20 protein-coding genes are annotated in these 21,519 nt (G+C 45.5%); 18 read left to right on the top strand and 2 right to left on the bottom strand.

The window, feature by feature from the left end; genetic code table 11:
• The first annotated feature begins 112 nt into the window (after positions 1–112).
• The 18 genes from L1611_RS16580 (at position 113) to L1611_RS16495 (ending at position 19,044) form a co-directional block, all read left to right on the top strand.
• Positions 113–1,135: a TRAP transporter substrate-binding protein gene (locus L1611_RS16580; protein ID WP_236314832.1), complete on the top strand. Its 1,023-nt coding sequence runs from the start codon at positions 113–115 to the stop codon at positions 1,133–1,135.
• 21 nt (positions 1,136–1,156) lie between these two features.
• Positions 1,157–1,696, top strand: a complete 540-nt coding sequence (locus tag L1611_RS16575; protein ID WP_236314957.1) for a TRAP transporter small permease — start codon at positions 1,157–1,159, stop codon at positions 1,694–1,696.
• Between the two features lie 15 nt (positions 1,697–1,711).
• Entirely contained in the window at positions 1,712–2,989 is a 1,278-nt protein-coding gene (locus L1611_RS16570; RefSeq protein ID WP_236314831.1) for a TRAP transporter large permease, read from the top strand.
• Between the two features lie 37 nt (positions 2,990–3,026).
• Complete coding sequence (locus L1611_RS16565; protein WP_236314830.1) at positions 3,027–4,061, top strand: C-terminal binding protein; 1,035 nt, start codon at positions 3,027–3,029, stop codon at positions 4,059–4,061.
• A gap of 13 nt (positions 4,062–4,074) precedes the next feature.
• A complete protein-coding gene (locus tag L1611_RS16560) occupies positions 4,075–5,109 on the top strand; it encodes a TRAP transporter substrate-binding protein (RefSeq protein WP_236314829.1) in 1,035 nt (344 codons plus the stop codon).
• 18 nt (positions 5,110–5,127) lie between these two features.
• The gene (locus L1611_RS16555; protein WP_236314828.1) at positions 5,128–6,375 is read left to right on the top strand and encodes a nickel pincer cofactor-dependent isomerase, group 22; all 1,248 of its coding nucleotides are present in this window, start codon (positions 5,128–5,130) and stop codon (positions 6,373–6,375) included.
• Positions 6,376–6,416: 41 nt separating this feature from the next.
• Positions 6,417–8,615: a dihydroxy-acid dehydratase domain-containing protein gene (locus tag L1611_RS16550; protein WP_236314827.1), complete on the top strand. Its 2,199-nt coding sequence runs from the start codon at positions 6,417–6,419 to the stop codon at positions 8,613–8,615.
• Between the two features lie 4 nt (positions 8,616–8,619).
• Positions 8,620–9,570, top strand: a complete 951-nt coding sequence (locus tag L1611_RS16545; protein ID WP_236314826.1) for a U32 family peptidase — start codon at positions 8,620–8,622, stop codon at positions 9,568–9,570.
• A gap of 56 nt (positions 9,571–9,626) precedes the next feature.
• Positions 9,627–10,391, top strand: a complete 765-nt coding sequence (locus L1611_RS16540) for an IclR family transcriptional regulator (RefSeq protein WP_236314825.1) — start codon at positions 9,627–9,629, stop codon at positions 10,389–10,391.
• Between the two features lie 79 nt (positions 10,392–10,470).
• Positions 10,471–11,373, top strand: coding sequence for a fumarylacetoacetate hydrolase family protein (locus tag L1611_RS16535; protein ID WP_236314824.1), 903 nt, complete (start codon positions 10,471–10,473; stop codon positions 11,371–11,373).
• A 23-nt stretch (positions 11,374–11,396) separates the two neighbouring features.
• A complete protein-coding gene (locus L1611_RS16530) occupies positions 11,397–11,714 on the top strand; it encodes a UxaA family hydrolase (RefSeq protein ID WP_236314823.1) in 318 nt (105 codons plus the stop codon).
• On the top strand, positions 11,704–12,852 hold the full coding sequence (locus L1611_RS16525) for a UxaA family hydrolase (RefSeq protein WP_236314956.1): 1,149 nt from the start codon (positions 11,704–11,706) through the stop codon (positions 12,850–12,852). The genes L1611_RS16530 and L1611_RS16525 overlap by 11 nt, the downstream gene beginning before the upstream one ends.
• An 89-nt stretch (positions 12,853–12,941) precedes the next feature.
• Positions 12,942–14,402 carry an alpha-ketoglutaric semialdehyde dehydrogenase GucD gene (gene gucD, locus L1611_RS16520; RefSeq protein ID WP_236314822.1) on the top strand — a complete coding sequence of 487 codons (1,461 nt, stop codon included), beginning with the start codon at positions 12,942–12,944 and terminating at the stop codon, positions 14,400–14,402.
• 217 nt (positions 14,403–14,619) lie between these two features.
• Entirely contained in the window at positions 14,620–15,546 is a 927-nt protein-coding gene (locus L1611_RS16515) for a dihydrodipicolinate synthase family protein (protein WP_236314821.1), read from the top strand.
• Between the two features lie 28 nt (positions 15,547–15,574).
• Positions 15,575–16,723, top strand: coding sequence for a galactonate dehydratase (gene dgoD, locus L1611_RS16510; protein WP_236314820.1), 1,149 nt, complete (start codon positions 15,575–15,577; stop codon positions 16,721–16,723).
• A 32-nt stretch (positions 16,724–16,755) separates the two neighbouring features.
• Complete coding sequence (locus L1611_RS16505) at positions 16,756–17,703, top strand: sugar kinase (protein ID WP_236314819.1); 948 nt, start codon at positions 16,756–16,758, stop codon at positions 17,701–17,703.
• A gap of 9 nt (positions 17,704–17,712) precedes the next feature.
• Entirely contained in the window at positions 17,713–18,324 is a 612-nt protein-coding gene (locus L1611_RS16500) for a bifunctional 4-hydroxy-2-oxoglutarate aldolase/2-dehydro-3-deoxy-phosphogluconate aldolase (RefSeq protein WP_236314818.1), read from the top strand.
• 261 nt (positions 18,325–18,585) lie between these two features.
• The gene (locus tag L1611_RS16495; protein ID WP_236314817.1) at positions 18,586–19,044 is read left to right on the top strand and encodes a 2-thiouracil desulfurase family protein; all 459 of its coding nucleotides are present in this window, start codon (positions 18,586–18,588) and stop codon (positions 19,042–19,044) included.
• 119 nt (positions 19,045–19,163) lie between these two features.
• On the opposite strand, the gene mmuM is transcribed toward L1611_RS16495, so the two are convergent.
• Positions 19,164–20,111 carry a homocysteine S-methyltransferase gene (gene mmuM / locus L1611_RS16490; RefSeq protein WP_236314816.1) on the bottom strand — a complete coding sequence of 316 codons (948 nt, stop codon included), beginning with the start codon at positions 20,109–20,111 and terminating at the stop codon, positions 19,164–19,166.
• A complete protein-coding gene (gene mmuP, locus L1611_RS16485; protein WP_236314815.1) occupies positions 20,074–21,483 on the bottom strand; it encodes an S-methylmethionine permease in 1,410 nt (469 codons plus the stop codon). Before mmuP ends, mmuM begins: the two co-directional genes overlap by 38 nt.
• Between the last annotated feature and the right edge of the window lie 36 nt (positions 21,484–21,519).

Raw genomic sequence — 21,519 nt, 5'->3', positions numbered from 1 at the left:
TTTTATAATGTAAAACAATCAGACCAAAATTGGTTGCGCTTACATATGATTTATCCCCTTATTACAGAACAAGGTTTTATATTATAAAACAAATATGGAGGAGGCAAGTTGTATGAAAAAATGCTGGGTGTTTCTTTGTTTGGTCTTGCTGTCTGCCTCGCTGTTACTCGCAGGTTGTAATGCAACTGGACTGGGGGAAGCGGGTGGAGACAATACCCAAACCCTGAAGGTAGCGAACTATTTTGCTTCTGAACATCCGCAAAACGTTGCCTTGAGAGAAAAATTCAAGCCATTGGTAGAGGAAGGGTCCGAAGGTACCTTGAAGGTTGAAATCTATGACAACAGCCAGTTGGGTGCTGAGCAGGAATTTTACGATGGAGTCCGTAACGGTACGATTGAGATGGGCATCCCAGGAATGATCATGCAGTCATCGATCGAAAAGCTCGGGGTCACGGAATGGCCGTTTTTGTTCAAAGACTATGAACATGCGAAGAACGTATTAAATGGTCCGATCGGCGATGAATTGTTGGAAGACCTAGAAGAAAAGCATGGCGTACATCCACTTGCATGGAGTGCAAACGGGTTCAGGATGTTCTCAAGTAACAAGGAATTAGCATCGGTAGAGGATTTTAAGGATTTGAGACTCAGGATGCCAAACATCGAACATTACATCGATCTTGGGAAAGCACTTGGCGCTACGGTCAGTCCAATGCCGATTTCAGAAGTTTTCACCGCTTTGGAACAGAATGTTGTCGACGGCCAGGATAACCCGATTGCTACGCTCCGGGCATCTGGTTGGTATGAAGTCCAGGATTATGTCCTTGAATCCCGCCACATGTTCAGTCCGAACTTATACATCATCAACAGCAAAGTTTGGGAAGGGTTAAGTGAGGACCAACAAAAGGTAGTCCAGGAAGCGGCTCAAAAATCAGCGGACTATGAATTTGAATTGATGCAGAAAAGCTATGAAGAAGACAAGAAGTTTCTTGAAGACAAAGGGATTGAATTTATCACACCAAGTAAAGAATTCCAAAAAGAAATGGAAGAGGCGACGGAGCCTTTATATGAAAGCTATTATGAAAAATTCCCTTGGGCGGAGGACATCGTGGAACGTATCAAAGAACAAGCAAACTAAAAAGGGGTGATTCACGTGCAAATGCTGATTAAGATCATAAATCAAACATTGAATATCCTGATTGCATTGGCTTTGACGTTCATGGCTATTCTCGTTTTTGGGAACGTTGTCTTAAGATACGCATTCAATTCAGGGATCACCTGGTCGGAAGAGATGTCGCGTTTTCTCTTCGTATGGCTCGTTTTCCTTGGGGCGATTGCTGCTTTTAAAGATAACATGCATCTCGGGATGGATCTGGTTACAAATCTATTGCCTAAACCGTTGAAGAAAGTCGTTTTTGTCCTCAGCAACTTACTTGTACTCTATGTATTATGGCTGTTGTTCAATGGCAGTCTGCGAATGACGTTGCTTAACATGGGAAGTCTCGCTCCGGCGACTAAACTCCCGCTCGGATTCGTCTATGGAGTCGGAGTCATCACGAGTGTAAGCATGGCATTGATTGTTATACGGAATCTATTGGTCGCCTTCAAACGTTCTAGCAAGTCTGGCAATCTATCAATGGTTCCTGATCATAAAAATGATGTTCCAGAAGAACCATCAGTCAAAGTTCAGAACATTTAGAAGGGGGAGGGAGAAATGGCACTTGGTGTTTTCCTCGGTTCGTTATTCGGCGCACTAGCTCTTGGTGTACCTATCGCTTTTTCACTGCTTCTCAGCGGGATAGCCCTGATGATTTTGTTAGGAATGTTCGATAGTCAGATTATTGCTCAAAATTTGATCAATGGAGCCAATAACTTCGCATTGATGGCTATTCCATTTTTCATCTTAGCCGGTGAGTTGATGAATGCAGGTGGTATTTCAAAAAGGGTTGTATCATTCGCCATGTCATTGGTTGGACATATCCGCGGCGGGTTAGGGTATGTAGCAATTCTTGCGAGTGTGTTGTTCGCTGGACTATCCGGATCAGCCGTTGCGGATACAGCAGCTCTTGGGGCGATTCTGATCCCGATGATGCTTTCAAAGGGTTATGACAAAGCAAGATCGACGGGGTTGATCGCTTCTGCAGGAATCATCGCCCCAGTTATTCCGCCAAGTATTCCGATGATCATCTTTGGTGTTGTAAGTGGTGTTTCGATTACACGGCTATTCATGGGTGGAATTGCACCTGGTATCATGATGGCTCTTGGCCTTGTCATCGTATGGACGTTGGTATCAAGGAGGGACAAGACTGAATTACCCCCCCGTAAATCACTGAAAGAAGTCTGGTATTTGACAAAACAGACAAGCTGGGCACTTATGCTCCCAATCATCATCATCGGTGGAATCCGTGGAGGGATTTTCACGCCTACTGAAGCTTCGGTGGTAGCAGTCTTTTATGCTATTTTCGTCGGGTTCTTCGTCTATCGGGAGTTGAAAATCGAACATCTTTATGAAGTCCTTGTTACATCAGCTAAAACAACAAGTGTGGTCATGTTTGTGGCGGCAGCGGCAATGGTGTCTGCCTGGTTAATCACGGTGGCACAGGTCCCGGCAGATATGGCAACGATGTTAGGGCCGCTTATCGACAAGCCGATGCTACTGATGATTGTCATTACAATACTGGTTTTAGCCATCGGACTTGTCATGGATTTGACACCGGCCATTCTGATTTTCACCCCAGTGTTGATTCCAGTCATCAAGCTAGCTGGCATCGATCCTGTCTATTTCGGCATCGTGATGGTCATCAATCTATGTATCGGCTTGATTACACCGCCGGTAGGAACAGTCCTTTATGTAGGATGTGGAATTAGTAAGATATCGATTGTTGAGCTGGCAAGGGGGATATGGCCATTCTTACTCGTCCATGTCATCGTCCTGTTTTTACTGATTCTCTTCCCTTCACTCGTGACGGTGCCGCTTGAGTGGTTAATGTAGATAATAAGTAAAAGCAGTCAGAGAAGGAGAGGATACAGTGGAAAAATGGAAAGTGGTTGTCACAGATTGGGAATTTGAAGACCTAGGATATGAGCGTTCCGTTTTGGAAGAAGAAAGGTTCGAGCTCGTCGGTGCACAATGCCGGACGGAAGAGGAAGTGATTGAAGCCTGCAGAGATGCGGATGCTCTGATCAATCAGTATGCTCCCATGTCTAAACGTGTCCTTGAAGGATTGGAAAAATGCAAGGTCATCACCCGTTATGGGGTCGGCGTGAATACCATTGATGTGGCTGCCGCTACTGAAAGAAGGATATGTATCGCAAACGTACCTGATTATTGTATAGATGAAGTATCGGACCATACCTTTGCTTTGTTACTGAGTTGGGCCCGGAAAATCATACTGGCGGATCAAACTGTCAAATCCGGCAAGTGGGATTTCAAAGTCACCCGTCCCATTCATCGTCTAAGAGGCAGGACACTGGGGTTGATAGGGTTTGGAAAGATCCCGCAGGCGCTCGCAGAGAAGGTGAAACCATTCGGTCTTTCTGTTGTAGCCTTTGATCCATATTGCCCCGAAGAGGTGGGTAGGGAAAAAGGTGTAACCCTTATCAGCCTGGATGAATTATGCAGTCTGTCTGATATCGTCTCAGTACATGTACCTTTGACGGACACTACAAAAGGGATGATCGGGGAAAAGCAATTCCGGTCAATGAAAGAGCATGCCTTTATCATCAATACGTCAAGAGGCCCGGTCATCGATGAAAGCGCTTTAATCAAAGCGCTTGAAGATAAGCGTATTGCTGGGGCTGCACTCGATGTGGTTGAACAAGAGCCTATTCCACGGAATCACCCTTTGTTGGCGATGGAAAATGTGATTTTTACTCCGCACGTTGCCTGGTATTCAGAAGAGGCGGAAAAGGAGATGAGGCAAAAGGCTGTGCTTGGTGTTAAGGATGTTTTGCTGCATAATCGGTATCCGAAATACCTGGTCAATAAGAGTATGAAAGATCTCCTTCAGCTTGAGGAAGCGGAATGGAGCGAGCAATATATGACAAATGTCAATTCATTTTAAGGGGGGAAGGACAATGAAAAATTGGAAAAGAACGATGGTAGGTTTATTAAGTGCCAGTCTTTTGATACTTGGGGCTTGTAGTGCGGGGCAATCCGTTTCTGGAGGTGAAAGTGGTATCCAGGAACGGACGATTAAGGCAGGGATCGGGTTGAACGAAGATCATCCTGAGGGGCAAGCCTTGATGAAATTCAAGGAAATCGTTGAGGAAAAGACCGATGGCAAAATCAAAGTTCAAACCTACTTTGCCTCACAATTAGGGGATGACTTGCAGATGACAGAAGCATTGAAATCTGGTACGCAAGAAGTGACCATTCCTTCAACCTCACCGCTAGTCGGTATGGTAAAAGAATTCGGACTCTTCGATTTTCCATTCTTGTTCAACTCTGAAGAAGAGGCAGATGCTGTACTGGATGGGGAAGTTGGACAAGCTGTCTTGGAAAAACTCCCTGAACATAATCTGGTGGGATTGACTTATTGGGAGAATGGATTCAGGAATATCACGAATAGTAAACATCCAATTGAAACTGCAGAGGATTTTAAAGGTTTAAAAATACGGACGATGCAAAATGAGGTCCATTTGGAAGCCTTTCAAAAAATGGGTGCCAACCCTACACCGATGGCGTTTTCAGAAGTGTTCACCGCTTTAGAAAGCAAAACGGTTGATGGACAGGAAAACCCGCTTGCCACCATCGAATCGAATAAGTTCTATGAAGTACAAGATTATTTATCTGTAACCAATCATGTTTATACCCCATTCGTATTTTTGATGAGTAAAACTTTCTGGGATAAATTATCAGATGAAGAGAAGAAGATCATGAAAGATGCAGCAGTTGAAGCAGGCAAATATAACAGGGAAATCAACCGTAAAGCGAATGAAGAATCACTCCAAAATTTGAAAGACCAGGGAATGAACGTGAACGAATTCAGCAATGAAGAAAAGGAAAAGGTTCAGGAACAGATCCAACCGGTCATAGATAAATTCGCTAAACAATTCGGGGAAGACCTATTCAATCAAATGACCGAACAATTAGAAGAATTACGTCAATAAATCTGGGAGGCAACATCTGTGAAAGTAATCGATGAACTCCTTCAACCTGTACCAATTCCTCGGATGGTCAAGGTAAGACAAACGTTCGATGCTCCGGAAATTGAAGATGTTGTGCGGGAAGTCCATAAAAGATTGCATCAATCGGGCGTCCTGGAAAGGATTGAAGCAAGAGACCGGGTAGCGATTGCAGTCGGCAGCAGAGGAGTAGCTGATATCCCGATTCTTACGAGGGAAATGGTCCGGGCAGTACGGGCATCAGGAGGAGATCCTTTCATTGTTCCTGCCATGGGAAGCCATGGCGGGGCTACTCCCGAAGGACAGAAGAGAGTGCTGGAGGACCTGGGTGTTACGGAAGAATGGGTCGGTGCCCCGATTCATTCGAGTATGGAAGTCGAACAGATCGGACAACTGCCGAATGGCCTCCCCATCTATACGGATCGATCGGCTTACCAAGCTGATAAAGTTATCGTGATCAATCGGATCAAACCACATACTGCTTTCCGTGGAGAAGTGGAAAGCGGACTATTGAAAATGATCACGATTGGCCTAGGGAAACAAAAAGGAGCAGAAGCAGCCCATTCTTTCGGATTCAAGTACATGGGCGAACATGTGCCGGAAATGGCCAAAGTGGCGCTGAAGAAAACACCGATCATTTTCGGCTTGGGTACGATTGAAAATGCTTATGACCGCCCTGCTCAAATCGAAGTGATACCGGCAGAATCATTGATTGATAGAGAACCTGGTTTATTATTGGAAGCAAAACGTCTGATGCCGAAGATACTGATCGATCCGATCGACGTCCTGGTCGTTGAAGAGCTAGGTAAAGATATTTCAGGCGATGGAATGGACCCGAACATCAGCGGGCGGTTTGCCACTCCTTATGCAACCGGAGGTGCAAATGCGAAACGTGTTGTCGTCTTACGGTTGACTGAGAAGACTGGCGGGAATGCCAATGGGATCGGGCTCGCTGATATCACCACGAAAAAAGCATTTGAACAGACAATTATGGAAAAAGGGTATACGAACGCCCTGACAAGTACAGTAGTGGAAACCGTCAAGTTTCCGATGTTCCTGGAAACAGAGGAGCTTGCAATCAAAGCGGGAATCAAGACGTGCAATGCCTTCGATCTATCCAAAGTCAGGCTTGTACGGATTCAAAACACGCTAGACCTGAAGGAAATCTGGATTTCAGAAAGCCTGATAGAAGAAGCGGAACAGAATGATCAATTGAAGATACTTTCAGACCCTGTATCTATGGAACTTTGACGTTATGAATAAACGAATAAACAAACATGAGGAGGGGACTTATGGCTTCCCAATACCCTTTTATTGAAAATAGCGTAAATCCTTACCGGGACAATGTCCAAGGCAAAGCCAATGAACCGATCACTGTTGCCGGAATATTGGACCGTGCAAAACAGATTGCTGGATCCAACTATAATGGAGAAGTGGATTGGAGCTTGGAAGAAATCTATAACCGCCTTGAAGAAAACGCGCCAAGGATCGCCATTATTGGGGGATCACCGGATCACCCGGCCCACATTATGGACTATCAAACTTCTTCTTTCGCGGCCTTGCGTATCTGGGAGAATGGAGGAGTCCCATTCTATTTCTCCACACCCGTCATGTGTGACGGTACCGCTCAAAGCAATCAGGGGATGAGCTATTCTCTCCAAAGTCGTAATGCCGTCGCACAGATGGTCGTTAATCAATTGGAAGCACATAGCTATCATGGTGCTTTCGTCATCCAGGGGTGCGATAAACAACCACTTGGTGTGGTCAGTGCAGTGGCCCAGATGGATCGGATCCGCCAGTTCAGAGGTGAAGCCCCATTTTTTGCGACATTCGCTCCGGCCCATGTATTACAAGGAGGAACGATTCCAGAAGATCTCTACCAGGAACTGACGGATTTGGCCGATCAGGCAGAATTGGACGGGGAAGCCGATATTGCAAACGACATCAGGGACGCAATGGCCTATATTCTCCAGTGTACATCGAACACAGCGTTTCAAGGAGTATTGAGCCGAGCCGTTGAAAGAGGGATCATCACCCATGAACGACAAAAGGATTATGAAAAACGGCTGGCAGTAGCCACTTGTGACGGGCAAGGCGGGGTATGTGCCTTCAATGGGACTGGGAACAGTTCCAGACACCTTGTTGCAGGCATGGGGCTTGTCCATCCAACATTAGAGCTCCTCACCGCTCCGCCGACAAAGGAACAAGTAAATGAATCATTGGATGACTTGCAAGGGATGATCAATGATCCTGTTTACGGAGCCGCGAATATCATGGCAGCAAATATCAAGAATGCCATCAGGATACATAGCGCTTCGGGCGGATCGACAAATCTCATGATGCACATGGTTGCAGGAATGTTATATGGCGGCTATAAATTCAGTCTGGCAGATTTGGATGAAATCCATCATGAGCACCCGATCCCAGACCTGTTCAATTATAGCCTCACAGAGGATCGGGATATCTTCTCGCTTGCGATACAGTGCTGTGCTGGAGATAGCAGAGGGATGGAAACCTTATTCTATGAACTCTTGGAAAATGGCGTTCCGATGGATGTTGATGCCCCTACAGTAACGGGGACAACCTGGCGGGAGCGGTTGGAGAACAAGAAAGGGCTTCCTGCTGCGACAGTATCGGAAAACCCGGTCATCGTTTCTAAGCCTCGAAGACGTTTCAGTGGTGTAGACGTCTTGAAAGGGAATTTCTTTGAATCAGCAGTTGTCAAGATCAGCGGGATGGCAACGCCGCAATTAGATGGTTTTGATAAGAAGGTGGCTTTTGTCCTTTATTTCGAGAATGAGGAAGAAGCGAACAACCACCTGTTGGACTCCGGCCTGGTCGACAAACTGAAACAGGAACGGACCTTTTCCCATGAGAGTCTTCAACAAATGGTCAAGCACAACAGCCCTGACTTTTTTGATGAAATGAAAGACACTGAATACGAAGCTCTGTTTGATGCGATGGTTGAGCATCAAATTTTGAAAATTGCGGTTGTCATTTCTGGCCAAGGACCGATTGCTTTCGGAATGCCGGAAATGTTTACGCCTATGCAGCATATCAACGCAAGCCGCAAACTAAAGCGGCTCGTGACTGTCATCAGCGATGGACGTTACTCAGGCGCGACATTTGGAGCTGCCATCGGTCATATGACACCGGAAGCGATCGATCGGGGAGGCATCCTCTATTTGCAAACCGGCGATCTGTTATATCTCGGCCTCCGGGAGAATGAAATTCATTTCCTCGATCAGCAGGCGTTCCAAACAGGGCAAATGATCCAGGAATTCGACAGCATCACGGAGAAACGTGAACCTTTAGCTGAGGAAAGACTTATGAAGATGCGGAAGAGGCAACGTTTTGTAGCGTCAAGCAATCGCATCCACGGGTATACAGATGCTGCTCATGGTGTCGTACCTATTCCAATATGGCAAGAGGCAGAATTGGATTATCAAGCAGATGTGAAGCTGCCAAAAAGAGTAGAAGAGAGGTTGTGACATTGTGAAGGAAACAAGGCGAATCATAGAGGAATTAGGATTTCCAAGTACAGATTGTAATCATCTTCCTACTTCCACCAAACGGTTTCCGGATGGAGCCCAATATCGGGTGGAAATTCCAAGTGTCGAAGGACCACGATCTTTTAAAGCAGTAATGAAAGCATGCGAGGAATATGATGTGGAAGTCCATAGGATTTCACAAGGAAGCGGGATCATGTTATTGACAGATGATGAACTCGAGGAAATGGCTGAGATCGGCAGGGAAGAAAAGCTTGAAGTCAGTCTATTCGTCGGCCCAAGGGGCTCATGGGACATCACAGCTATGCAACGGGCAAGTGGAGGACAGGTCACGGGGCTCCGTGTTGAGGGGATGGATCAGCTGGTGTATTCCATCGAAGATATCAAACGTGCCTGTAAGGCTGGAATCCGAAGTATCCTTGTAGCAGATGAAGGGTTGTTATGGCTGGTCAACGAGTTTAAGAAAAAAGGTGAATTACCTGAGGATTTACTGGTCAAAATTTCCGTCCAGATGGCCCATTCGAATCCCGTGTCGATCCGTTTGATGGAGAGCCACGGTGCAGGGACTTATAATGTTCCGACCGATCTTACACTGGCTCGTTTGGCAGCGATCCGCCAAGCAGTCGATCTTCCGCTGGATATTTATGTGGAAGTACCAGATGATATCGGGGGCTTCATCAGACATTATGAAATCCCTGAGATTATAAGGGTGGCTGCCCCTGTTTATATCAAATTCGGTTTAAGGAATGCGCCTAATATCTATCCGTCAGGGACCCACCTTGAAGAGACCTCTATCAAGTTATCAAAAGAACGTGTACGGAGAGCGAAATTGGGGTTGGCCCTGATTGCGCGGTACAATCCTGAACTGGTTGCATCGAAAAAGGGAACGACAGAAGGATTGGCTATTCCGAGGGAAATGGATAAAGCAGTGCTTTAATTGGCATTGAACGTGGTATGATAGAACTATATAACTTGTATAAAGGAATGAAACGAATGCCAATTATCCAATCTGTCGAGAGGGCTCTGAAAATCCTCAATCTATTTGATGAGCAGACAACAGAGTTGAAGATCACAGAAATCAGCAGCCAATTGAACTTGAATAAGAGTACAGTCCATTCATTATTGAAAACGCTTCAAGTCAATCATTACATTGAACAAGATCTGGAAACGGGGAAATACAAACTTGGCTTGAAACTGTTCGAAAGAGGAAATCTGGTGATCAACAGTCTCGATATCAGGACGATCGCCAAGAAATATCTACAGGACCTTTCTGCCGAAACCGGACATACCCTTCATTTAGTTGTTTTGAGCGGCCAGGAGGGGGTTTATATCGACAAGGTTGCTGGTACATCAGCAACGATCGTGTACTCCCGAATCGGCAAACGTATTCCCCTTCATTCCAGCGGAGTGGGTAAAGCGTTGGTCGCTTTTAAGAAGGAATTCGAGATTAATGGACTATTGAAGGATTATCAATATATTAAGCAAACACCGAATACGATCACCAATGAGGAAGATTTCAGGGAAGAGCTTCTTCAAGTGAAGGAGAGGGGCTATGCGATCGACAACGAAGAAAATGAACCAGGCGTGTTTTGTGTCGCTGTTCCTGTATGGGATTATAATCGGGAAGTCGTAGCTGCAATCAGTCTATCTATGCCTGCTCCCCGGGCAAAGGTCGAATTGGAAAATGTGGTAAGCCGATTGAAACAGGTTGGCGAAGAGGTATCTAGAAAAATGGGCTGCCAGCAGGTATTCATTTAGGCGGAAGGGAAGAACGTGCCCTTCACATGCCTATATTTGAGAACTACGTTTGATAATATAAAACAAATGGAGGGCTATCATGAGAATCATCCGCTTTATAAATGATCAAAATACACCGACTTTAGGTGCTATAACAGATGAAGATAAGGTTTACAGATTGCCATATCGCTGTTTTTTGGAACTTGTCGAGGAATCGAAGAAACGACAAAAAAGTCCCCTTGAGCTTATCCATCCCATTCTATCTAAAGGGGAACCTCTGAACCGCAATGTAACGGAACTTAGCCTGTTGGTCCCGATTGAAGCAAAGGAAGTTTGGGCATCCGGCGTTACGTATATGCGTTCCAAGGAAGCGAGAAATTATGAGGCTACAGGTGGAAAGCTGGATGCAGATACGTTTTACGATAAGGTTTATGATGCCGATCGACCGGAGATTTTCTTCAAATCAACTGTGGATAGGACGATTGGGACGGATGAACCGGTCTATTTGCGCAGCGATTCTGATTGGCAGATCCCGGAACCGGAGCTGGGCTTAGTCCTTGATTCTGATGGATCCATTCTGGCATATACCGTCGGAAATGACATGAGCTGCAGGGATATTGAAGGAGAGAATCCATTGTATTTACCACAGGCGAAAATTTGGAAGAATTCCTGCGCGATCGGCCCTTCGATCCGTTTGGCCGAGACAGTGAAAGATCCGTATGAATTCGAAATCAACTGTCGGATCTATCGTAATGAAAACCTGGTTTTTGAGGATTCAGCAAAGGTTAGTCAACTGAAACGCAAATTAAAAGAATTGACCGATTATCTTATGAAAGACAATGTCGTGTTCCCTGGGACAGTACTGTTGACAGGTACATGTATCGTCCCGCCAAATGAATTCACCTTGAATGATGGGGATCGGGTCGAAATTGAAATTCCCGGCATCGGCTTGTTGAGAAATCCTGTCAAAAGCCAGGTCGAAAGTCAAACCATAGTCTCTTAACTTGTTCGGGGAGGAATGTACGAATGAACGGGCAAGCATTAATTATGAAACCGATTGATAACGTAGCAGTAGCGCTGGTGCCTTTGAAGAAAGAATCGATTGTCGCCTTAGGGCTCCATGGAGAAATTGTCTCGATCGAATTGAAGGATGACATCGAATTCGGGCATAAATTCGCTGTTAAAAGAATTCAGCAAGGTCAAGATGTCAAGAAATATGGTGAAGTAATCGGTGTTGCCTCCAATGACATCGATATCGGTGAACATGTCCATATCCATAACGTAGAAGGAAAGAGAGGAAGAGGTGATAAGTTTGGCCGAAAACAAGCAACTCATGGGCTATAGACGCCCAGATGGCCGTATAGGAATACGTAATCACGTCCTTATTTTACCCACGATCACTTGCGCGACACAGGCTGCGCAACGGATTACCGAACTAGTGGATGGGACCGTCACATTCATCCATCAGCATGGCTGTGCCCAGGTCGGGGTGGATTATGAACAAACCTTCCGTACTTACGCTGGAATGGGTAAAAATCCGAATGTCTATGGTGTAGTCGTCTTAGGTTTAGGATGTGAAACACACCAAGCAAGAAGCGTGGCTGATGATATCCGGGAAAGCGGAAAACCAGTCGAAGTCATATCGATCCAGGATCACGGCGGGACACTTACAGCGATAGCCGAAGGTGCAAAAGCCGCAGTTAAAATGGTACAGGAAGCATCCATGGAACCGAAAGTCACGTTTGATTTCAGTGAGTTGATCATAGGGACTGAATGCGGGGGATCTGATGCATGTTCAGGGTTATCAGCCAATCCGGCAGTCGGAGCTGTAAGTGATAAAATTGTCGATCGCGGTGGTACGGCGATCCTTGCGGAAACGACAGAATTGATCGGGGCGGAACATCTGCTTGCTGAGAGGGCAGTAAATGATCAGGTATCAAAACGTGTTTATGAAGTGATCCAGGCGATGGAGAACAGAGCAATTCGGATGGGTGTGGATATCCGGACAGGAAACCCAAGTCCTGGGAATGTGAAAGGCGGTTTATCGACATTGGAGGAAAAATCGCTCGGTGCCGCAACCAAGGCAGGAACCCGTGCCTTGCAAGAGTTAGTCAATTATGCAGAACAGCCAACGAAAAAAGGGCTTGTCTGGATGGATACTCCTGGTCATGACATCGAACAATTGACGGGGATGGTGGCAGGCGGAGCGCAGATCGTCCTGTTTACAAGCGGACGTGGGACACCTACCGGCTCTCCGATTGCACCAGTCATCAAGATATCGACAAATACGATGATGTACGAACGTATGGCTGAGAATGTTGATCTGAATGCCGGCACGATCATAGAGGGAAAAGAAACAGTCGATGAAGTTGGACAGCGTATCATGGAGGAAATCACACAGACATGTGCTGGAAAGAAGACCAAATCGGAAATATTGAAGCAGCATGATTTCGGTATTTGGAGAATCGGACCTACATTTTAATGATTGGCATTACTAAATCGTAAAGGTGCATATATCAGCAAGGAACTTTAACAGAGTCAATGTTTCAATGAATAGAAAGGATGGTTGAAATGGCGACAGAAACAATCGTTAAGGATTATCTGAACTATATCGATGGTGAATGGGTGAGTGCTAAGACGAACAAGACGGAGAAGAGCTACAATCCGGCAAACACGGCAGAGGTAGTCGGAACATACCAGCTCTCATCTGAGGCGGATGTCAATCAGGCAGTCGAGGCTGCCAAACGGTCCAGCAAGGGGTGGAAAAAGCTGACTGGCGCCCAACGCGGTGATTACTTGTATCGAGCAGCGAACATTCTTGAAAGCAGAATCGATGAAATCGCTGAAACGATGACAAAGGAAATGGGTAAGACTTTCCCTGAAGCCAAAGGCGAGACCGCTAGAGGAGTGGCTATTCTCCGCTATTATGCAGGAGAAGGGATGAAAAGCGTAGGGGATGTCATCCCTTCTACAGATCCCGATGCTTTGATGTACACTACACGTGTTCCACTTGGAGTTGTAGGGATCATTACTCCTTGGAACTTTCCAGCAGCAATTCCTATATGGAAAACAGCTCCTGCCTTAATCTATGGGAATACGGTTGTCCTCAAACCTGCACAGGAGACGGCTGTCACTACGACAAAAGTGATGGAATGCTTCCATGAAGCCGGTTTTCCAAAAGGAGTGGTCAATGTTGTAAATGGTAAGGGATCTGTTGTAGGGCAGCGGATCATCGATCATCCAGATGTGAAAGGGCTGACGTTCACAGGATCAAATGAGACCGGAAAGCGTGTGGCAGAAGGTGCTGTGGAAAGAGGAGCGAAATTCCAGCTGGAAATGGGCGGAAAGAATCCTGTCATTGTTGCAAAAGATGCCAACCTGGACCTTGCTGTGGAAGGGACGATCAGTGGCGGCTTACGTTCTACGGGGCAGAAATGTACAGCTACTAGCAGAGTGATCGTTCAATCCGAAATATACGATGAATTCAAAGAAAAATTGCTGAAAGAAGTTGGAAAATTGAAAGTGGGAGATGGAAGTGCAGAAGGGACATGGATGGGCCCTAGTGTGAGCGAGTCTCAACTGAACACCGTCCTCTCATACATTCAAAAAGGAAAAGAAGAAGGCGCAAAACTGATTTTCGGCGGAAAACGGCCAGATGGATTGGAGAATGGATATTTTGTAGAACCGACCATATTCGATAATGTTGATTCAAAAATGGTCATCGGACAGGAGGAGATTTTTGGTCCAGTCCTTGCTTTGATCAAGGCAGATACATTAGAAGAGGCGTTTGAACTGGCGAACGACGTCAAGTTTGGTTTGAGTGCTTCGATCTACACAGAAAATATCAGTAATATCCTTACCTTTGTTGATGAAATCGAGGCGGGGCTTGTCCGTGTCAATGCCGAAACAGCTGGGGTCGAACTGCAAGCACCATTCGGCGGGATGAAGCAGTCGAGCTCTCACTCCCGTGAACAAGGACAAGCTGCAAAAGAGTTCTTCACATCTATCAAAACAGTATTCATTAAACCGTAACCATATAAATGAAGAGGGTTGGCTTACTGTCAACCCTTTTTAAGATAAGAAAACACAAAACTTTGGTTTCGATGAAGTAATCGTCGAGACTGTGAAATTAGGAAAATTGCAAATTCTTCTATAAGGAAAGAGTTGAAACCCAACCAGCGGGTAAGTCCCTAAAATATCTCTTTAACAGTCACAAAAATCGTTTGAATAGGATAGGAGTGTAATAGAAATGACGCTATTTCACGGATTAATCCCGCCTGTACCGACAATCGTCAATGAAGATTATCAGATTGACACGGATGGTGCGAAGGTTGTCATCGACCATCTTATCGATGAAGGTGTCAACGGATTGTTGTTCCTCGGTACTCTTGGAGAATTTACACAATTAAGCTTGGAAGAGCGGAAAAAGGTTGCAGAAATTGCGGTTGAGCATGTAAATGGACGTGTACCTGTGATCATAGGTACGGGAAGCACGAATACACGTGAAGCGATTCAGTTGAGTCGTCACAGTGAGTCCATCGGTGCGGAAGGAATCATTGTCATCAACCCTTATTATACCCCTTTAAGTGAAGAACACCTTCTCTATCATTATGAATCCATCGGAAATGTGGTCGGGCTTCCATTGCTTCTCTATAATTTTCCGGCGTTCACCGGGCAAGACTTGAATCCTGATCTTATCAAGAAGCTGGTTGAGACGATTCCGACGATATCAGGGATCAAGGACACGGTGGAGTCGATCGGTCATATAAGAGAAGTCTTGTTGAAGGTGAAAAATGAACACCCGGAATTTTCGGTCTTTTGCGGATATGATGACCATCTGTTGCCGACGTTGGCAGCAGGTGGGGATGGGGGGATATGTGCAAGTGGGAATTTTGCACCGCACTTGGCTCTCGGATTATTGGAAGCATTCAATAATCAGGACTTTAGACAAGTGATCGAACATCATCAACGATTAGTATCCATTCCGCAAATTTACAATCTAGATACCCCTTTCGCGAATGTCATCAAGGAAGCGATGAAACAAAGTGGAATAGAAATCTCAACACATGTCTTTCCTCCCTCAAGATCATTAAGGGAAAGTAAGAAAAAGATATTAAACGATATCCTTCAGGGAGCGGATAATCTCCCAACAAAGGCAAGCAGACCAAAGGTGTAGATCAAATGGATGAAACGAGGGATTCTCTATGAAAATAGAAAGCTATGAACTATTCCAAGTACCTCCCCGTTGGTTGTTTTTAAAAATAGTAACTGATGAAGGCATCGTTGGCTGGGGCGAACCGATCGTGGAGGGAAAGGCAAGGACAGTCAAAACTGGTGTGGAAGAACTGATGGATGGATTGATTGGAAAGAATCCGCTTCGTATTGAGGATCATTGGAACATGTTATACCGATCAGGCTTTTATAGAGGCGGCCCGATCCTGATGAGTGCACTATCAGGAATCGACCAGGCTTTGTGGGATATTAAAGGAAAGTATCATCATGCCCCTGTCCATCAGTTGATGGGAGGACTGTGCAGGGATACGATCCGTGTCTATACATGGATCGGAGGCGACAGACCTTCTGATGTAGGGGAAGCGGCGAAAAAAGCTGTTTCCTCCGGATTTACAGCTATCAAAATGAATGGGACGGAAGAACTCCAATACATCGATTCCTACACAAAGATCGATGAAGCTGTGGCAAGGGTTGCTGCTGTAAGAGAAGCAGTCGGAGATGAAGTGGGGGTCGGGATCGACTTCCATGGAAGAGTCCATAAACCGATGGCCAAGGTTCTTGTGAAGGAGTTGGAACCTTATCGTCCCATGTTTATAGAGGAGCCTGTCCTCCCGGAAAACAATGAAGCATTGAAAGAAGTGGCGAAATATACTTCGATTCCGATCGCAACTGGGGAAAGGATGTTTTCTAGATGGGATTTCAAATCTCTCCTGGCTGACGGGATTGTCGATATCATACAGCCTGACTTATCCCATGCAGGTGGGATCACCGAGACGAAAAAAATTGCAGGGATGGCTGAAGCGTTCGACATAGCCCTTGCCCCGCATTGCCCTTTAGGTCCGATTGCATTGGCTTCTTGTCTTCAGGTTGATGCTACATGCCATAATGCCTTTATCCAAGAACAAAGCCTCGGGATCCATTACAACAAAGAAAATGATCTTCTTGATTATATGGATGATCGGACTGTATTCGATTATGTGGATGGTTATGTCAAAATACCGGATGGTCCCGGGCTAGGTATTGAAATAAATGAAGAATATGTACGTAAAAGATCAGAAGGCAGTCATGATTGGAAAAATCCTGTCTGGCGTCATAAGGATGGAAGTATAGCAGAATGGTGATGGACAAATAGTATGAAAGGCGGGTGGAGGCTTTGGATATCATAACAATCGGTGAAACGATGGTTTTGTTCGAACCATTTGACGATGGGTCCATCCAATATACGAACGCATTCCATAAAAGGATCGGGGGTGCGGAATCGAATGTAGCCATTGGATTGAGCAAACTCGGTCATTCTGTAGCATGGGTCAGCAGACTTGGTGATGACCCTTTCGGCCGTTATATCCATGCTTATGTACGCGGAGAAGGAGTCGACGTAAGCCGGGTGACGTTCGATTCTACCGCTCCGACCGGAATCTACTTTAAAGAAAAAGGGACGTTCAATCAAACCCTTATCCATTATTACCGTAAACAATCGGCAGCCAGCAAGATGAAACCTGGTGATGTTGATGAAGAGATGATTAAGAAAGCGAAATACCTTCATATAACTGGAATTACACCGGCTCTCAGCAATAGTTGCCATCAAACCATCCTTCATGCAGTCAAGGTGGCGAAGGAACATGGGGTGAAGATCATTTTTGACCCGAACCTACGGAAGAAATTATGGGACGAGGCTGATTACATTCCAATCATGAAAGAGCTGATCAAATATTCGGATTATTTCCTTCCAGGAACAGAGGAGTTGCATGCTCTTTTCCCGGATGGGAATGTGGCAGGCACCATTGAGGAACTATTGGGTCATGGTGTTGAAGCGGTGATCTTAAAAAAAGGCGCTGAAGGTGCTTCCTATCATACGAAGGAGGAATCTTCAGAAGTCAGCGGTTATCCAAATGATCATGTCAAAGATCCTGTCGGAGCAGGAGATGGTTTCGCAACCGGCTTCATCTCTGGTCTGCTCGATGGACTTACACTCCATAACTCTGTCAAAAGAGCCAACTTGGTCGGTTCTATGGTGACCATGGTAAAAGGTGATTGTGAGGGGTTACCTTCAAGGAACGAGCTGTTGAGTTTTACGGAAAATACGAGCGATGTGCAAAGGTAGGAATCCAACATGTTTACAATTGATAAAATGAAGAGAGATAAAATTGTCGTCATTTTTCGGAAGGTGCCTCAAGATGAGTTGAGGCAGATGATCGACCTTCTACTCAAACATGGATTGAATATCATGGAAGTTACCCTAGATAGCCCCGTGGCACTGGACTCCATCTATTCATTGAAGAAGGAGTATGGAGATGAGCTCGTTCTTGGCGCAGGAACGGTCACAAACACGAATGAGGTCAAGCTCGCACAGGAGTCTGGGGCCGAGTTCATCATTTCGCCCCATGTCGATCGAAAGGTGATCCAGGCTACGAAAGAGAAAGGTTTATACAGCATTCCTGGCGCGATGACACCGACTGAGATAAACGAAGCGCATTCCTCTGGAGCAGATATGATCAAAATTTTCCCGGCGTCTTCTTTAGGCCCTGGCTATATCAAACAATTAAGCGGGCCATTCTCAAACCTTTCCTTTATGGCGACAGGCGGGGTAAATGAGAATAATGGTGAGGCGTTCCTGAATAATGGGGCAGATGCATTGGGAATCGGATCAGCCCTGACAAAACTAGGAGAAAAAGACGCTGAAAAATTCATCAAGAAATTAAGATCAATATGTCCTGTGAATTGACACAGGGCATATTGTTTTTTATATCAGGTTAATTTAAGGTATTTGTTAAGTAAATGACATTGGACTCTTACAAGCCTTTCCTAGTTACGATCTTTTTATGTGGTAAAATAAGGATAATAAAATAAACGAGTGATTTCTTGTAAGAGACTTAATTTTAAAAACAACTACTAGTTACTGAAGTGGAGTAGTATGGATGGTATAATCAGGAAAAGTACTTGTATGCTTTTCAACTAATGGAATTTTATTGAAGGGGTGCAGTTTATGATATTAGTAAGTTCCTGTTTAGCAGGCTTAGAAGTAAGGTATAACGGTACTCATAGTTTAGATGAAAAGATAGGTAAATTAGTTGATGAGAATAAAGCTGTCACGATCTGCCCTGAATTACTTGGTGGATTTTCAACCCCAAGGGAACCTGCTGAAATAGTAGGTGGGGATGGAGACGATGTTTTGGATGGCAAAGCTAATGTAATTGAGAAATCGGGGCAAGATGTAACGGAGCTTTATTTAAAAGGAGCTTATGCTACCTTAGAAAAAGCAAAAGAAATAAATGCAACAATAGTTGTTCTCAAGGAAAATAGTCCTTCCTGTGGCAGTTCAATGATTTATAATGGTGAATTTATTGGTAAGAAAATTGTTGGACAGGGGATCACTTCTGCTTTATTAAGAAGGAACGGATTACGAGTGATTTCAGAAGAACAATTTGCTGAAAACTCCTATTAACTCATATACCAGCTAATAGGAGACTTTTTTGCAAGTGTCCATTATTCGGGATACAGTTCACATCTAAGAGTGGGTCTTATTTTTTCAAAAACTATCCGGAAACCTCATCCACTCTTCTATTATTTCCACTTATGAGCAAGTGCCTTTATATATTCAGGCGTAGTCCGGCAACAGCCGCCGATGAGGCGGGCGCCTGCTTTGTACAAGGCTTCCGATTGAGTGTCAAAGCTTTCACAGTCTCCTTCTCCATGCCATGTTTTTGTTTTGGGGTCATAGGTTTCCCCAGAGTTCGGATAGACGATGATCGGCTTTAAGGTGTTTTTACTGAAGAGTTTCACGGCTTCTGTAGCCGCGTCCACGGGAGCGCAGTTGACCCCGATCGCTACTATTTGCGACTGGAACTCGAATTCATCGGCCACTTCGGGAAGACCTGTACCATCGCTAATTGCTCCGCCGTCTTTTAAAGAAAATGAAAGCCACGCGGATGTATCAGGAAATTCTTCTAAAAGAGAAGCAAGCACTTTTGCTTCCTGAAAAGAGGGGATCGTTTCAAAAGCTAGAAGGTCCGCACCGGCTTCAACGAGTGCCTCCACACGAGGACGGTGGAACGTGAGTAGCGTTTCTTCCGTTACCCCGTAATTGCCGCCGTATTCTGATCCGTCCGCAAGATACGCCCCATATGGACCGACCGATGCAGCAACGAGCGGCTTCACACGAGTTTGATCTTCCTGCCACACTTCATCACGGGCTTCTTTTGCGAGGGTAACGGTTTTTTGAATGAGCTCTACCGACTCTCTCTCAGAAAGTCCGCGTTCAGCGAATCCCTTGATCGTCGCCTGATAGCTTGCTGTGATCGCACAATCCGCTCCTGCACGGAAATACTCGGCATGCACCCGCTTAATCGCTTCCGGTTTTTCTATCAATACTTGAGCGGACCACAGCGGATCGTTCAGATCACATCCATAAGACTCAAGCTCTGTCGCTAGTGCTCCATCAAGCACTAGCACCGATTGCTTACGCAAAATAGCTTCAATTAGATTGGGCTTTTGATTGGTTTGGTTCGGCATATTCGATTCCTCTTTTCTTTAAATGTTGAGTCAGATAATAGCTTCCATAGCAAAGCGCAATAAACGGGACACCACAATAGAGTGCAATTCTCTGTGTCGGATCAAAGGCGATCCCAACACAAGCGGCGAGACACAAAATAAACGATACAATCGGAACTATCGGATAAAGCGGGGCTCTGTATCCTAAATCTTCCGCTCGATTCCCTTCACATAAAAACTTTCGACGGAACAAGAATTGGGAGACACTAATGCTCATCCAGACGACCACGACAGCCAAGCCTGAGATCGATACTAGAACTATGTAGACCGTATCCGGTGCAACAATGCTTGAGAGCAAGGCAAGTCCTCCGCCAAGCATGCTAAAAGCCATCGCAATCAGCGGCACGCCTCTTCTTGTCAACTTGGCGAATACCGGTAAGATCGTTTCTTTATCCGCAAGCGACCAAAGCATCCGCGATGATGCATATAAACCAGAGTTGGCTGCGGATAAGATCGCGGTTAAAATGACAAAATTCATAAGATCTGCCGCATATGGAATGCCGATTCGGTCCAGAACGGCCACAAAGGGACTTTCCACTACCCCTGCTGTTTCACTCGGAAGCAGCGCAGACAATACAACAATCGTTCCGACAAAAAACAAAATCAGTCTCACGAGCGTCGTACGGATCGCTTTTGGAATCGTATTCGCAGGGTCAACGGTCTCCCCTGCGGCAATTCCAATTAGCTCGGTGCCAGAGAAAGCAAAGTTTACGGCTAGCATCGTCATCAGTATCGCGAACGCCCCATTCGGCAGCAATCCTGCACTAGTAAAATTCGATAGGAATGGAGCCGGCTCAGAATGAGCGAGCGGAATGAACCCGAATATGGCGGCAGCCCCAATCAAAATAAAGAGAACAATTGCGAAGACTTTTATAGAAGAAAACCAAAATTCGGATTCTGCGAAAAACTTAACCGTAAGTGCGTTGAGCACGAAAATGAGTGTGGCAAATAAAGCACTCCAGATCCATACATTGATGGATGGAAACCATCGTTGCATGAGCAGTCCTGCTGCTGTAAACTCTGAGCCTAACGCAACGGTCCACGTCAGCCAGTACAACCATGCAACCGTATAGCCTGTTCCTGGACCGATATAGGTAGCTGCGTAAGTGTGAAAAGCGCCTGTTTCCGGCATATTTACGGACAACTCACCGAGACAGAGCATGACGAGATAGACGACGAGTGCCCCGATTAAATATGCAATAATTGTTCCAAATGGGCCCGCCTGGTGGATCGTGTATCCGGAGCTTAAGAACAGCCCGGTTCCGATCACGCCGCCAAGTGCGAGCATTACAAGGTGGCGCGTTTTCATTTGTCGTTGAAATTGATTTTCCATGTGAACATCCTCCTGTTAATAGTGCGGTGAGCAAAC

This window comes from Pseudalkalibacillus salsuginis, from assembly GCF_021646685.1.
In the GTDB taxonomy this organism is placed as follows: Bacteria; Bacillota; Bacilli; order Bacillales; family Fictibacillaceae; genus Pseudalkalibacillus; species Pseudalkalibacillus salsuginis.
This window is presented reverse-complemented; position numbering and strand designations above follow the sequence as displayed.